The sequence below is a fragment of the Aestuariivirga sp. genome (genome assembly GCF_020252405.1).
Classification (GTDB): Bacteria; Pseudomonadota; Alphaproteobacteria; order Rhizobiales; family Aestuariivirgaceae; genus Aestuariivirga.
This window is the reverse complement of record NZ_JADCDA010000071.1, coordinates 23,880-37,654: the sequence shown is the minus strand read 5'-3', so window position 1 is coordinate 37,654 and position 13,775 is coordinate 23,880. Positions and strand designations below refer to the sequence as shown.

Genomic DNA, 13,775 nt, shown 5'->3' with positions numbered 1-13,775 from the left:
CCGGTCAAGGTCATGCCGGTGGGATCCAGGTTCAAGCTCGGCCCCTTCGGCCTCGAACTCATCTCCGTCACCCATTCGATCCCGGAGCCTTCGGCACTGCTGATCGAGACCGACCGGGGCCGGGTGCTGCACTCGGGCGACTGGAAGATCGACCGTACGCCGGTCCTCGGCCAGGGCATGGACGAGAAGCGCCTGCGCGAGATTGGCGCCAAGGGCGTCGACGTGCTGGTCTGCGATTCCACGAACGTGCTGCGCGAGGGCCATTCGCCCTCCGAGAAGAACGTGGCGGAGCGGATTACCGAGATCGTCAAACAGGCCAGGGCCCGCGTCGCCATCACCACCTTCGCCTCGCATCTGGACCGCATCGCCACGGCGATCCGCGCCGCGCGCGCCACGGGCCGCGAGGTGGTCATCGCCGGCCGCGCCATGCGCAACACCATTGAGGCGGCTCGGCTCTGCGGCATGCTGAATGACGCAGGCCGTTTGCTCGACCAGGAGGAGTTCGGCTACCTGCCGCCCGACAAGGTGATGCTGCTCTGCACCGGCAGCCAGGGCGAGCCCCGCGCGGCCATCGCCCGCATCGCGGAGGACCAGCACCCGCATGTTTCTCTGGAGCCGGGCGATCTCGTGATCTTCTCCTCCAAGACCATTCCCGGCAACGAGAAGGACGTGAGCCGCGTGCTCAACAACCTCGCGCGCCTCGACATCGACACGGTGACGGGCGATGACGACCTCGTGCACTCCTCCGGCCACCCGCGCCAGGGCGAGCTGGCGATGCTCTATGAGTGGGTGAAACCCAGGGCGCTGATCCCCATGCATGGCGAGCCGCGCCACCTTCGCGCCCACCGCATCTTCGCGGAATCGAAGGGCATCCGCGACGTGCTGATCCCGCGCGACGGCGCCATTGTGAGGCTGGCGCCCGGCCCGCTGCAGGACATCGACGAGGCCCCCTGTGGAAGGCTCCATGTCGATGGCCGCCTCATCGTGCCGTCGGAGGATGGCCCGGCGAAGCAGCGCCGCAAGCTGTCTTTTGTTGGCATCGTCTTCGTCTCGGTGGTGATCGACGCCAGGGCGGAGCTTGCCGCCGATATCGAACTCATCACCGACGGCATTCCCGCAGGCCTCGACGGCGAATTGCTGGATGCAGCGGAGCGCGCCTTCGGCTCCACGCCCAAGCCGCGCCGCAAGGATGTTGACCAGCTCGCCGAAACGATCCGCACCGCGGTGCGCCGCGCGGCGGACCTGACATGGGGCAAGAAGCCCATCGTGAAGGTTTCGGTCGCCAAGGTGTGAGATGTCTTCTCCCGCTTCTTCAGCGGGAGAAGAAGGGACCCGTTGCGCAAGCAACGGGGAGATGAGGGGATCAGGGTCCGGCTCGTGTGGAGCGCTGCTTTCCCTCACCTACCCCAACTGCGTTGGGGCCCCTTCCTCTCCCGCGCAGCGGGAGAGGACAGCGCGTTCACATTCCGTTCGGCATTTCCGGGCCTGTGGCCTAAACGGCTCCCGCATCGAATTCCCCCTGCCCAAAATGCTATAAGCGCCGAATCATGAGCAAGCACGTTCCTCCGCCGCAAGGCCCCAACGACATCGAGAAGATCGACCTGAAGGAGGCGCTGGAAGAGCGCTACCTCGCCTATGCGCTGTCCACCATCATGCACCGTGCGCTGCCCGATGTGCGCGACGGGCTGAAGCCGGTTCACCGCCGCCTGCTGCATGTGATGCAGATCTTGCGCCTCGATCCCAATGCGGCCTTCAAGAAATCCGCCAAGATCGTCGGCGACGTGATGGGCGGCTATCACCCGCATGGCGACCAGTCGATCTATGATGCGCTCGTCCGCCTCGCGCAGGATTTTGCCTCGCGCTATCCGCTGGTCGACGGGCAGGGCAATTTCGGCAACATCGACGGCGACAGCGCCGCCGCCTACCGCTACACCGAAGCGCGCATGACGGAGGTGGCGAAGCTCCTCCTCGAAGGCCTCGACGAGGACACCGTCGACTTCCGCCCGAACTATGACGGCTCGGTGCAGGAGCCCGTGGTGCTGCCCGGCGCCTTCCCCAACCTGCTCGCCAACGGGTCCTCCGGCATCGCGGTCGGCATGGCCACCTCCATTCCGCCGCACAATGCCGCCGAACTCTGCGACGCCGCGCTTCACCTCATCAAGACGCCCAATGCCACCGACGAGAAGATCGCCGCGCTGGTGCAGGGGCCGGACTTCCCGACGGGCGGCATCATTATCGATGACCGCGCCTCGATCCTCGAAGCCTACAGAACCGGCCGCGGCGGCTTCCGCGTGCGCGCCCGCTGGAGCGTCGAGGAGTTGCCGCGCGGCATGTGGCAGATCGTCATCACCGAGATTCCCTATCTGGTGCAGAAGAGCCGCCTGATCGAGAAGATCGCCGAGCTCCTGTCAGCCAGGAAGCTGCCGCTGCTTGCCGACGTGCGCGATGAATCCGCCGAGGACGTGCGCATCGTGCTGGAGCCCAGGAGCCGCACCGTGGACCCCACCCTGATGATGGAGCAGATGTTCCGCAACACGGAACTCGAATCCCGCATCCCGCTCAACATGAATGTGCTGAGCCACGGCAAGGTGCCGAAGGTGATGAGCCTCAGGCAAGTTCTGCGCGAGTGGCTTGACCACCGCAAGGACGTGCTCGTCCGGCGCACCGGCTTCCGCCTCGGCGAAATCGCCCGGCGCCTTGAAATTCTTGAAGGCTATCTGATCGCCTACCTCAATCTCGACGAGGTGATCCGCATCATCCGCGAGGAGGATGAGCCGAAGCCAAAACTGATGGCGCGCTTCAAGCTCACCGGCGAGCAGGCCGAGGCCATCCTCAACATGCGGCTGCGCGCGCTTCGCAAGCTGGAGGAAATTGAGATCCGCGGCGAGCACCAGAATCTCGCCAGGGAGCAGAAGGCCCTGAACGCGCTCCTGAAATCGGATGACGGGCAGTGGGCGGCGATTTCGGAGGAGATCAAGGCCGTGAAGGAGAAATTCTCCAAGAAGACGCCGCTCGGACGCCGCCGGACGGACTTCTCGGAAGCCCCTGAGATCGACCTCGAGCTCGAACAGTCGATGATCGAGAAGGAACCCGTCACCGTGGTCTGCTCCGAGAAGGGCTGGATCCGCACCATAAAGGGCCACATGGAGGATGTCTCCGGCCTCGCCTACAAGGACGGCGACAAGGGCGCTTTCGCCTTCCACGCCATGTCCACCGACAAGGTGATGCTGTTCTCATCCTCCGGCAAGTTCTTCACGCTCGAGGTGGGCAAGCTTCCGGGCGGCCGTGGGCACGGCGAGCCGGTGCGCCTGCTGTGCGATCTCGATGCCGCGGATTCGGTCGTCTCGCTCTTCGTGCATGTCGCGGGAACGAAGCGGCTTCTGGCCTCCACCGGGGGCGATGGCTTCATCGTGGCGGAGGACGAGTGCGTGGCGACGACCCGCAAGGGCAAGCAGGTGCTGAACGTCAAGGCGCCGGCCGAGGCCTGCGTCTGCGTCGTGGCGCCGGAGGATGCCACCCACATCGCCACCATCGGCGAGAACCGCAAGATGATCATCTTCAAGCTGACCGAGGTGCCGGAGATGGCGCGCGGCAAGGGCGTGCGTCTGCAGAAGTTCAAGGACGGCGGCCTGAGCGACGCCCGCGCCTTCAAGCTGAAGGACGGCCTCAGCTGGACCGACAGCTCGGGCCGCAACTTCGTGGTCACCGACCTTAAGGAATGGATCGGCGAACGCGCCCAGGCCGGCAGGCTCCCACCCAAGGGCTTCCCGTCGCGCAACAAGTTCAGCTGAGGCGGGGGGTTCCCGTTCCACCACCCCTGGCGCATGTTCCGATAAGGCGGAATCACCTGACGGGAACCGGCGCCAGATCATGCTCCAGGCCCCGGCAACCGGCAGACCAGCGCTGCGACAACGCATATCTTTTCGGGGCGGACGCCGGACCGATGCAACTGCACATCGCCGAAATCTCCCGCCGCGTCGCATCCAATGCCCATGCTGTCCTGCTCATGAACCGGGCAGCGTGACACACGACACGCCAACTGCGCATGCCCGCCAACATCACCGCAATGCTCCCGCCTCCGCGATCGCTGAAACTGAATCCGCAGGAGAATATCTGGCAGTATGTCCGCTCGAACCAAAGCATTTACAGGTCAAGCGGACACCGGTTGACCGTCGAAAATGCGACCAACCAAAGAGAGAGCAGGTTTCGATTCCGCTGAACAGAAACCTGCTCTAAATCCATCGCAATGCGAAACCGGGCTCACGTCGGTCGATGCAGATAGCCGATGGTGTCAGCAGGATATTGGGGTGGAATCATTCCCGTCGCCGCGCTCTGAAGTCCGGGACGAAACGAGTCCCGTTTGGGTGTGTCCTACTTCCCCTTTGCCGTTGACAGCAGCCAGTCCTTGAATATGTCCAGCGCCTCCGTCCTGCGGCCGGAGCCCGAGGCGGGTTCGATGATCGAGTAGGCGTAGTCGTGCTTGATGTCGGTGTCGAAGAGCTGGACGAGGCGGCCCGAGGCCAGGTCGTCGGCGATGAGGCTCCTGGGGCACAGCGCGATGCCCTGGCCGGCCAGCGCCGCCGCGCGCAGCAGGTTGAAGTCCTGAAAGATGGGGCCGGGCGATGGGCCGGCATGCTTAAGGCCGGCATGGCGCATCCAGTTCTGCCAGTCCAGCCGGTCGGTGTCATGCAGCAGGGGCTTGCCCAGAATGGCCTGCGGCACGTCGAAGGGGCCTTCCTTCTCGAGGTAAATGGGGTTGCAGATGGGCACGGTGCTGCCGGGCAGAAGACGCGTGGAACGGCAGCCCTCCCATTCTCCCGGCCCCCAGAGCACCGCGATATCCACCTCGCCGAAGTCGATCTTGTGATCGGCAAAAGCATAAACAACTTTTATAGAAATATCCGGATGACCGCCAAGGAACTGCGACAGGCGGGGGATCAGCCAGATGGTGGCGAAGGAGGGGAGCGCGGCGATGGTGAGCGCCGGGCCCTGCTCGCTTTGCTGCAGGCGGCGGCAGGCGGCGGACATGATGTCGAAGGCCTCCGCCAGCGAGCGGGCCAGTTCCTGGCCCTTCTGGGTGGGCATGGTCTGGCGGCCCAGCCGGTCAAACAGGGTGAGGCCGAACCATTGTTCGAGCTGGCGCACCTGATGGCTGACGGCGGACTGGGTGACGTTCAGTTCCGCCGCCGCCCTGGAGAAGGAGCCGGAGCGGGCGGCGGCCTCGAAGCAGCGAAGCGCATTGAGAGACGGCAGTCGGGACACCAGGACGGCTCCATGAGAAAAACTCATGCAGTATGTGAGGGATCGTCTTTTGACACAAGGCCGGATCCGGGGAAGTTGTTCCGCGCATCTCAAACCCGGAGAAACGCCCCATGAACCTCGCCCGTCCCGCGGTCGTCGACTATCGCAACAACGGCAAGAAGCCGAAGCCAACCTTCTCCGACGCGGAGATGAAGCGGCGCCAGGACGGCATCCGCGGCTGGATGAAGACCGCCAAGGTCGATGCTTGCCTGTTCACCAGCTACCACAACATCAATTACCTTTCCGACTTCCTCTATTGCTACTTCGGCCGCAAATACGGCCTGGTCATCACCCCCTCCAAGACGACCTCGGTGACGGCGGCGATCGACGGCGGCCAGCCGGCGCGCCGCACCTTCGGCGACAATCTGACCTACACCGACTGGTCGAAAGAGAATTACTTCGTCGCCATCCAGGGCCTGATGAAGGGCGCCAAGCGCATCGGCATCGAGTTCGACCATGTGAACCTCGACTTCCGCAAGCAGCTGGATGATGCCTTTCCCAGCGTCGAGTTCGTCGATGTGGCGGCGCCCTCGATGCGGCTCCGCATGATCAAGAGCGCGGAAGAGATCAAGCACATCGCCAGGATGACGCGCATTGCCGACATCGGCGGCGCGGCCTGCGTTGAAGCCATCGCCGTGGGCGTGCCGGAGCATGAGGTGGCGCTGCATTCCACCCAGGCCATGGTGCGCGAAATCGCCAGGGTCTGGCCGCAGGGCGAGCTCATGGACACCTGGACCTGGTTCCAGTCCGGGGTCAACACCGATGGCGCCCACAACCCCGTCACCTCGCGCAAGATCAGGCGTGGCGACATCCTCAGCCTCAACTGCTTCCCGATGGTGGCGGGCTATTACGTCGCCCTTGAGCGCACGCTGTTCGCCGGACAGGCGTCCAGGGAACACATCCGCCTGTGGGAGATCAACTGCCACGTCCATGACGAGGGCAAGAAGCTGCTCGTTCCCGGCGCCAAGTGCTCCGACGTGGCCAAGGCGCTGAACGAGATCTACGCCAGCCACGACCTGCTCAAATACCGCACCTTCGGCTATGGCCATTCATTCGGCGTGCTCTGCCACTATTATGGCCGCGAGGGCGGCCTCGAGCTGCGCGAGGATTGCGACACCGTGCTGGAGCCCGGCATGGTGGTATCCATGGAGCCCATGATCATGATCCCCGAGGGCCAGAAGGGTGCGGGCGGTTATCGCGAGCATGACATTCTGGTCATCACCGGGAAGGGCAACCGCAACATCACCGGCTTCCCCTATGGCCCGGAGCACCTGATCGTGAAGGCGGGCGGTGGCGCCCGCAGGAAAGCGGCACCCAGGAAATCGCCCCGGAAGAAGCGCTGATACCGCGCCAGACACGAACTCAACTCATGACGCCTTCATGGGGCGCGGCGCAGGAGGGACTTGCATCCCCGGGTCCGCGCCCTATGATATTTTCTCAAGCAGCCATCGACACGTACAGGGCGAGGACACAGGAGCATGGCCAAGGAACCGCTGAGCGATGCGATGGTTCGCTTCGTCAATGTGCAGAAGAGCTATGACGGCGAAACGCTCGTCGTGAAGAACCTCAACCTGGACATTGCCAGGGGCGAGTTCCTGACCATGCTTGGCCCCTCCGGCTCCGGCAAGACCACGACGCTGATGATGCTGGCCGGCTTCGAGCCCGCAACGCATGGCGAGATCTATCTCAAGGACCGGCCGATCAACAACGTGCCGCCACACAAGCGCGGCATCGGCATGGTGTTTCAGAACTATGCGCTGTTCCCGCACATGTCGGTCAACGAGAATCTCGCTTTCCCGCTGCAGGTGAGAAACGTGCCGAAGGCGCAGATCGAGGAACGCGTTGCCAGGGTGCTGAAGATGGTCGAACTGCCGCAGATGGGCAACCGCCGCCCCGGCCAGCTTTCGGGCGGCCAGCAGCAGCGCATCGCGGTGGCCCGCGCGCTGGTGTTCGAACCGGACCTGGTGCTGATGGACGAGCCGCTCGGCGCGCTGGACAAGCAGCTGCGCGAGCAGATGCAATATGAGATCAAGCACATCCATGAGCGCCTCGGCGTGACCATGGTCTATGTGACGCATGACCAGTCGGAAGCCCTCACCATGTCGAACCGCATCGCGGTGTTCAACGACGGCGTGGTGCAGCAGCTCTCGACGCCGGCCGAGCTTTATGAGCGCCCGGTCAATTCCTTCGTCGCCCAGTTCATCGGCGAGAACAACAAGCTCAAGGGCACGGTGGCCGAGATCGGGGCTGACAATGTCGCATCGGTCAAGCTCGAGACGGGCGAGTTGGTGAAGGCCCTGGTCATCGGCCCGCGCGAGAAGGGCGGGCGCACGCTTCTGTCCGTCCGGCCCGAGCGCGTCGAGATCAACCCCACGGCGCAGACGGCGGACGTGATCCTGTCGGGCCGCATCGCGGAACTGATTTATCTGGGTGACCACATCCGTGCGCGCCTTGAAGTGGCGGGTGACAACAATTTCATCGTCAAGGTGCCGAACAAGGGCGCCTCCAACGACGTCGCCGAGGGCCGCGAGGTGAAGGTGGGCTGGAAGGCTGCCGACTGCCGCGCGCTGGACTTTGCCGAGTTCCGGCACTGAGGTGAGGTGATGGCAGCCGGCCGCGGGTTTCGACACGTCGCGTGCTGGCTCATGGGCCTTGCCGTTTCCTTCTGCTTCCTGCTGCCGCTGCCGGCGGGCCGGGCCTATGACCATGAGGTCGATCTGGCCCTTGTGCTGGCGATCGACTGCTCCTTCAGCGTCGACTCGCGTGAATATGATGTGCAGATGCGCGGCCTCGGCGAGGCTTTCATGAACGAAGCCGTGAAGAGGGCCATTGCGCAAGGGCTGCGCCGGCGCATTGCGGTGGCGGTCGTGCAATGGTCGGATGACCGGAACCAGAAGATCGTGGTGCCGTGGACCGTCGTGTCCGGTGATGCCGGTGCGGATGAACTGGGCGAGGTCTTCATCAACACCCGGCGCCAGCTTACCGGGGGCGGCACGTCGCTCTCCACCGCACTCGTCTTCTCCGCCAGCCTGTTCGCGGCGGCGCCAACCGCCGGGCGGCTGGTGATCGACGTTTCGACCGATGGCCGCAACAACAGCGGCCCGCCGGTGGCCCCGGTGCGTGACCACGTGGTGGCGCAGGGCGTCACCATCAATGGCCTCACCATCCTCAACGAGTGGCCGACGCTCGACACCTATTTCGAGAACAACGCGGCAGGCGGACCCGGCCATTTCGTCATTCCCGCCAATGACTATGATGCCTACGCGGAGGCCATCTTGCGGAAGCTCGTCCGCGAGATCACCGGCCCCGGCATCACGTGATTTTTCTGAAGAGCGCCTCATGTCCAGTTTCACGCTGAGCCCCGTCCCCGAGATCCGCTTTGGCGCCGGCCGCCTCGCCGACATCGGCCCCATTGCACAGGCCCGGGCGGGTGCCGGAGCCGTGGCGCTGCTGGTGGCTGACCCGGCATTGAAAGGCCAGGGCATAACCGGACTGGCGCAGGAGCTGCTCGCCAAGGCGGGCGTCGGGTCGCATGTCTATGACGGCTTCACGGCCGAGCCCTCGGTGGCCGACATCGATGCGGCCACGGCGCTGGCGCGGCGGCATGGTGCGGGCACGGTGATCGGCCTCGGCGGCGGCTCAGCACTCGATACGGCGAAGCTTGCGGCGTGTTGCGCCGTGACCGGCCTCGACGCTTCGGCCTATGCGCTTTGCGCCACGCCGCTGCCGCAGAACCGGCTGCCGGTCATCGCCGTTCCCACCACGGCGGGCACCGGCTCCGAGGTGACGCGCGTGTCTGTCTATGCCGATGCGAACAAGGCGAAGGTCTGGGCCTGGGGCGAGGAATTGAAGCCGGACGTGGCGATCCTCGATCCGGAACTCACTGTGGGCGTTCCGCCCGCGGTGACGGCGGGCACGGGGCTCGATGCGCTGGTGCATGCGATCGAGGCCGCCACCAACAAGCAGGCGAACCCCGGCAACGATCTCTATTGCCTTGAAGCCATCCGCCTGATTGCCGCCAATCTCGCGCGCGCCGTCACGCACCCCGATGACCTCGCGGCGCGCGGCGCCATGCTGCTCGCCTCCTGCTATGGCGGCATCGGTATCGACAATTGCGGCACGGCCCTGGCGCATAACATCTCGCATGCCCTGGCCAATCTGGCGGCCATGCCGCATGGACGAGCCACCGGCCTTGCCATGCTGGCGACCATGGATTGGGTGGCGGAAGGAAACCGTTCGGCCTTCTCCCGCGTAGCACAGGCCATGGGAAGAGATGATCCGGTGGTGGCCTTTGACCGCATTGTGCGGGCGAGCGGCATTGTGGTGGCGCCCGGCCTTGAAAGTGTCACGCCCGAAGCGCTGGCGGCGCAGATGGCCGCGCCCGCCAATGCACCCATGCGCAAGTCGACGCTGCGCTACCCAACGGACGGCGACCTTGTGATGCTGGCCGGGCGCTTCCTCGCGTTGGCCTGACAATGTTGAAATCCGTCCTCATCGTCGCGGTGCTGGCCTATGCGGCGATTGTCGGCTTCATGTATCTGCAGCAGCGCAGCTTGCAGTACCACCCCGCCCACAAGGGCACGCCGCCCCAGGCGATGGGCCTTTCGGGCGTCACCGAGGAGCGGGTGAAGACGCCGGATGGCGAGACCATCGTGCTGTGGTATGTCCCCGCCCAGCCCGACAGGCCCACCGTGCTGTTCTTCCACGGCAATGCGGGCGAGATCGCCGACCGGACGGAGCGCTTCGCCTTCCTTCAGGCTCAAGGGTTCGGCGTGCTCTTCGTGTCCTATCGCGGCTATGGCGCGAGCACGGGGACCATATCCGAACAGGGCCTGATCGCCGATGCGCTGACGGCCTATGATTTTCTGATTGCCAAGGGCGTGTCACCGCAGCAGATCGTGCTGCTGGGCGAATCGCTCGGCACCGGCGTGGCGGTGCAGCTGGCCGCACGGAAGCCGGTCGCCGCCGTGGCGCTTGAGGCCCCCTATACTGCGACCGTCGACATTGCGTCGGAAATCTACTGGTGGCTGCCGGTGCGCCTGCTGATGAAGGACCAGTTCCGCTCGCGCGATTACATCGGACAGGTGAAGGCACCGCTCCTGATCCATCATGGCGACGCCGACACCATCGTCCCCGTGGCGCAGGGCCGCGCCCTCTTCGCCATGGCCAATGAGCCGAAGGAGCTCGTCATCATCCCCGGCGGCACGCACGACGCCGTGTTCGACCGCGGCGTGTGGGAGCGGGAGGCGGATTTCTTCCGCGCCAACACTAAAGCATTTTCAGGTCAAGTGGACACCGGTTGACCCTCGAAAATGCGACCAAACAAAGAGGGAGCAGGTTTCGATTCCACTGAACTGAAACCTGCTCTCGCCCTCAATAACCCGGCGGGGGCACGAAGCCTGTGTATTCCTTCTCCAGCAATTCGGCGAAGTGGATTGAGGTCAAGTCGCCGTAGCACCTCGTGATGATCTGCACGCCGGCGGGCAGGCCTTCCGGTGTAAGGCCCATGGGCGCCACGGTGGAGGGCAGCAGGAAGCATCCGGAATAGCCGGCCCAGAACAATTGATCCGTGGTCGGAACAGGCTTGCCGTTCACCGTGATCTTGCGTTCGTGGCGCTCGCCTTCGTGGTCATGCGGGAAAGCGGCGGAGGCGGCGGCGGGGCAGATCATCACGTCCCAGTCGTCGAAGAACTGCTCCCAAAGAAGCCGCATCTGGTGGCGGCGTTCGTTGTATTTCAGCCAGTCGCGGTGCGGCAGCACATAGGCGCGCAGCATCCTGGTGAGGTAGCTGTCGTCGCGCGGGTCGGATGCCGCGACCTTTGCGGAATTGGCCGCGAACTCCGCATCCGACTGGCGGCGGCTCGTCGCCGAGCGCAGGAGTGCGATGTAGACATCCATCGCCTCTTTTGTCGTGAAGGCGGGGCGCGCGGTGGCGGAGAGTTTCTTCACCCGTTTGCCCAGGAACCGGGTGAGCTTGCCAAGCAGGTCCTGCACGGGAAGGTCCACCTCCGACTGCTCGTCGGTGACCATCACGGCGACACGGAACTCCTTCAGCGACTTCTGCCTGGCCTGCGGCAGCATCAGGGCATAGCCGCGCGCCTCCGGCCCTGCTGGCCCCGCGAGGAGCTTCAACATCGCCGCAAGATCGCGCGCTGAGCGGGCCAGCGGACCTGCCACCGTGATGTCGCCCGGCTGGACGACGCCCGGCAGCAGGTGGCCCTGATAGGGCACGACGCCGTAGGTCGGCTTGTGGCCATAGACGCCGCAATAATGCGCCGGGTTGCGGATCGACGCCCCGATGTCGGAGCCGATCTCAAGCGCCGACATGCCGGTGGCCAGCGCCACCGCCGAGCCCCCAGACGAGCCGCCGGGCGAGCGCGTCACATCCCATGGGTTGTTGGTGGCGCCGTAGATGGCGTTGAAGCTCTGCCAGTCCGCCAGCATCAGCGGCACGTTGGTCTTGCCATAGACAATGGCGCCTGCCGCTTCCAGCCGCTGCATGGCCACCGCATCGGTCGATGCGATGTTGTCCTTGAAGCGCGGATCGCCCCAGGTGGAGGGCAGGCCCTTCATGTCGAAGCTTTCCTTGGCCGTCATCGGCACGCCGTCGAAGGGGCCCATGGGCTTGCCCGCCTTCAGCCGCCGGTCCGCCGCCTTTGCGGCTCGCTTGGCGCGCGGAATGTCGGTCACCACCACGGCATTGAGCGCCTTGTTGTGAGCCTCATACTGACCGAGGCAATCCTCCAGCAGGGCGGATGCGGTGATCTTGCCGCTGCGCAGCAGGCGGGCAAGACCGGTGGCGGAGCGGAAGTGAAGGGGAAGGTTGGGCATGGCGAACTCCTGTCGGCGCCAGCCTACCGCCGCATGCCAGAACTGCAATCCCCCGGGCTGACGGGCAGGTCTTCACGGTATAGAGAGCCTTGATGGACCGCCGCGCCCTCATCATCGGATACCTGCTCGTTGCCGCGGGTTCGGCGCTGTTCGCCTCCAAGGCCATCTTCATCAAGCTGGCCTATCAGGAGCGTTTGGACGCGCTGCTGATCCTCGCCTGGCGCATGGTTTTCGCGCTGCCGGTCTTCGTGGTGGTCGGAGCCGTCGAGATCGCGCGGCGGAAGGCGGAGGGAAAGCCCATGCCGCGCCGGGGTGCGGTGCTCGGCGCCATCGGCATCGGACTCATCGGCTATTTCCTCGCCATGATCCTCGACTTCGGCGGGCTCCTCTACGTCACGGCCCAGCTGGAGCGGCTGGCGCTGTTCACCTATCCGATCTTCCTGATCTTCATCGGGGCGGCCTTCTTCGGCATGAAGCTCTCCCGCACCAGCCTGACCGCCGCCTTCATCTCCTATCTGGGCCTCGCGGCCGTCTTCGCCACCGACTTCTCGGCCGGCGGATCCGACGTGGCGTTGGGCACGGCGCTGGTGCTGGGCTCGGCGGTGAGCTTCGCGGTCTACCAGCTGATGGCCAAGCGCTATATTGCCGAGATGGGGGCGACGCTGTTCACATCCGTGGCGCTCTCGGCCGCCGCAGTGACGACGCTCGCCCATGTGTTCATCGTTCGGGGCCACCTCGATACGTCGATGTCGTGGCACTATTTCATGCTGGCGGCGGGCACGGGGCTGCTGGCCACCGTGATCCCGTCCTTCTCCGTGAACGCCGGAATGGCGAAAATCGGCGCCACTTCCACCGCCATGATCTCCAACATCTCGCCGCTGTTGACGATCTGTTTCGCCGTCATGCTGCTGGGCGAAGCCTTCACCTGGCCCCACGCGCTGGGAACCGCACTGGTGGTGGGCGGAGTGGGATATCACACGTGGCGGGAACTGAAGGGGCAGAATGCGTAAGCGGGGATGCTTGCGCAATGTATCACGTAATGATACAATTCATTCATGATCGTCGGCACCAAGGGCAAATGGGCGGCGGACGCGTTACGGGACAGGTTCGGCAAGGGTTTTCCCGCCGACCTGGTGAGGCGAACCCGTGCGATACTATCCGCCCTCGATGCGGCGGCGGCCATCGAAGATCTGCGCTTTCCGCCGGGCAACCAGCTGGAGGAACTGAAGGGCGATCGGGCAGGGCAGCACTCCGTCCGGATAAACGATAAGTGGCGGATCTGTTTCCGCTGGACCGATCAGGGCCCCGCTGACGTTGAGATCGTGGATTATCATTGAAGGAATCCGGAGCCATGTCCTTGCTCATCAATCCATCCCACCCGGGCGAAGTGCTTCAGGAGCTTTACCTCGCCCCGCTGGGTCTGAGCGCGATTGCTCTCGCGCGGCGCATCCATGTGCCGCGCACCCGCATCGAGCGGCTTTTGAAGGGCGAGACCTCCCTCACCGCGGATACCGCCATGCGCCTTGCGCGGGTTTTTGGCACGACGGCGGAGTACTGGATGAATCTCCAGCGCGCCTGGGACCTGGCTCGCGCACGCGAAACCATCGACGTTTCCAGCATCGAGCCGCTTGCCGCGGCCTGAG

At 64.8% G+C, this 13,775-nt stretch carries 12 protein-coding genes; 10 read left to right on the top strand and 2 right to left on the bottom strand.

Annotated elements, in window-relative coordinates; all coding sequences use genetic code 11:
* A partial coding sequence (locus IOC69_RS10955; protein WP_290543589.1) for a ribonuclease J occupies positions 1-1,293 on the top strand: 1,293 nt, incomplete at its 5' end.
* A gap of 254 nt (positions 1,294-1,547) precedes the next feature.
* Complete coding sequence (gene parC, locus IOC69_RS10950; RefSeq protein WP_290543588.1) at positions 1,548-3,791, top strand: DNA topoisomerase IV subunit A; 2,244 nt, start codon at positions 1,548-1,550, stop codon at positions 3,789-3,791.
* Positions 3,792-4,371: 580 nt separating this feature from the next.
* Here the strand turns inward: parC and gcvA are convergent.
* Positions 4,372-5,262, bottom strand: coding sequence for a transcriptional regulator GcvA (gene gcvA / locus IOC69_RS10945; RefSeq protein WP_290543587.1), 891 nt, complete (start codon positions 5,260-5,262; stop codon positions 4,372-4,374).
* 110 nt (positions 5,263-5,372) lie between these two features.
* Here gcvA and IOC69_RS10940 point away from each other — a divergent pair, with 110 nt between their 5' ends.
* The 5 genes from IOC69_RS10940 (at position 5,373) to IOC69_RS10920 (ending at position 10,604) form a co-directional block, all read left to right on the top strand.
* Positions 5,373-6,644 carry an aminopeptidase P family protein gene (locus tag IOC69_RS10940; protein WP_290543586.1) on the top strand — a complete coding sequence of 424 codons (1,272 nt, stop codon included), beginning with the start codon at positions 5,373-5,375 and terminating at the stop codon, positions 6,642-6,644.
* Positions 6,645-6,779: 135 nt separating this feature from the next.
* The gene (locus IOC69_RS10935) at positions 6,780-7,895 is read left to right on the top strand and encodes an ABC transporter ATP-binding protein (protein ID WP_290543585.1); all 1,116 of its coding nucleotides are present in this window, start codon (positions 6,780-6,782) and stop codon (positions 7,893-7,895) included.
* Between the two features lie 9 nt (positions 7,896-7,904).
* Positions 7,905-8,621, top strand: a complete 717-nt coding sequence (locus tag IOC69_RS10930; RefSeq protein WP_290543584.1) for a DUF1194 domain-containing protein — start codon at positions 7,905-7,907, stop codon at positions 8,619-8,621.
* 19 nt (positions 8,622-8,640) lie between these two features.
* Positions 8,641-9,774 carry an iron-containing alcohol dehydrogenase gene (locus tag IOC69_RS10925; RefSeq protein WP_290543583.1) on the top strand — a complete coding sequence of 378 codons (1,134 nt, stop codon included), beginning with the start codon at positions 8,641-8,643 and terminating at the stop codon, positions 9,772-9,774.
* A gap of 2 nt (positions 9,775-9,776) precedes the next feature.
* On the top strand, positions 9,777-10,604 hold the full coding sequence (locus IOC69_RS10920; RefSeq protein WP_290543582.1) for an alpha/beta fold hydrolase: 828 nt from the start codon (positions 9,777-9,779) through the stop codon (positions 10,602-10,604).
* Between the two features lie 70 nt (positions 10,605-10,674).
* On the opposite strand, the gene IOC69_RS10915 is transcribed toward IOC69_RS10920, so the two are convergent.
* Positions 10,675-12,132 (bottom strand): amidase, encoded by a 1,458-nt coding sequence (locus tag IOC69_RS10915; RefSeq protein WP_290543581.1) that lies wholly within the window; start codon positions 12,130-12,132, stop codon positions 10,675-10,677.
* Between the two features lie 92 nt (positions 12,133-12,224).
* Between IOC69_RS10915 and IOC69_RS10910 the strand changes: the two genes are divergently transcribed.
* Genes IOC69_RS10910 through IOC69_RS10900 form a run of 3 tightly spaced genes read left to right on the top strand, consistent with a single transcriptional unit; the run spans position 12,225 to position 13,774 of the window.
* Positions 12,225-13,142: a DMT family transporter gene (locus IOC69_RS10910; protein ID WP_290543580.1), complete on the top strand. Its 918-nt coding sequence runs from the start codon at positions 12,225-12,227 to the stop codon at positions 13,140-13,142.
* Between the two features lie 45 nt (positions 13,143-13,187).
* Entirely contained in the window at positions 13,188-13,469 is a 282-nt protein-coding gene (locus tag IOC69_RS10905; protein WP_290543579.1) for a type II toxin-antitoxin system RelE/ParE family toxin, read from the top strand.
* Between the two features lie 14 nt (positions 13,470-13,483).
* Positions 13,484-13,774, top strand: coding sequence for a HigA family addiction module antitoxin (locus IOC69_RS10900; protein ID WP_290543578.1), 291 nt, complete (start codon positions 13,484-13,486; stop codon positions 13,772-13,774).
* Position 13,775: the final 1 nt, after the last annotated feature.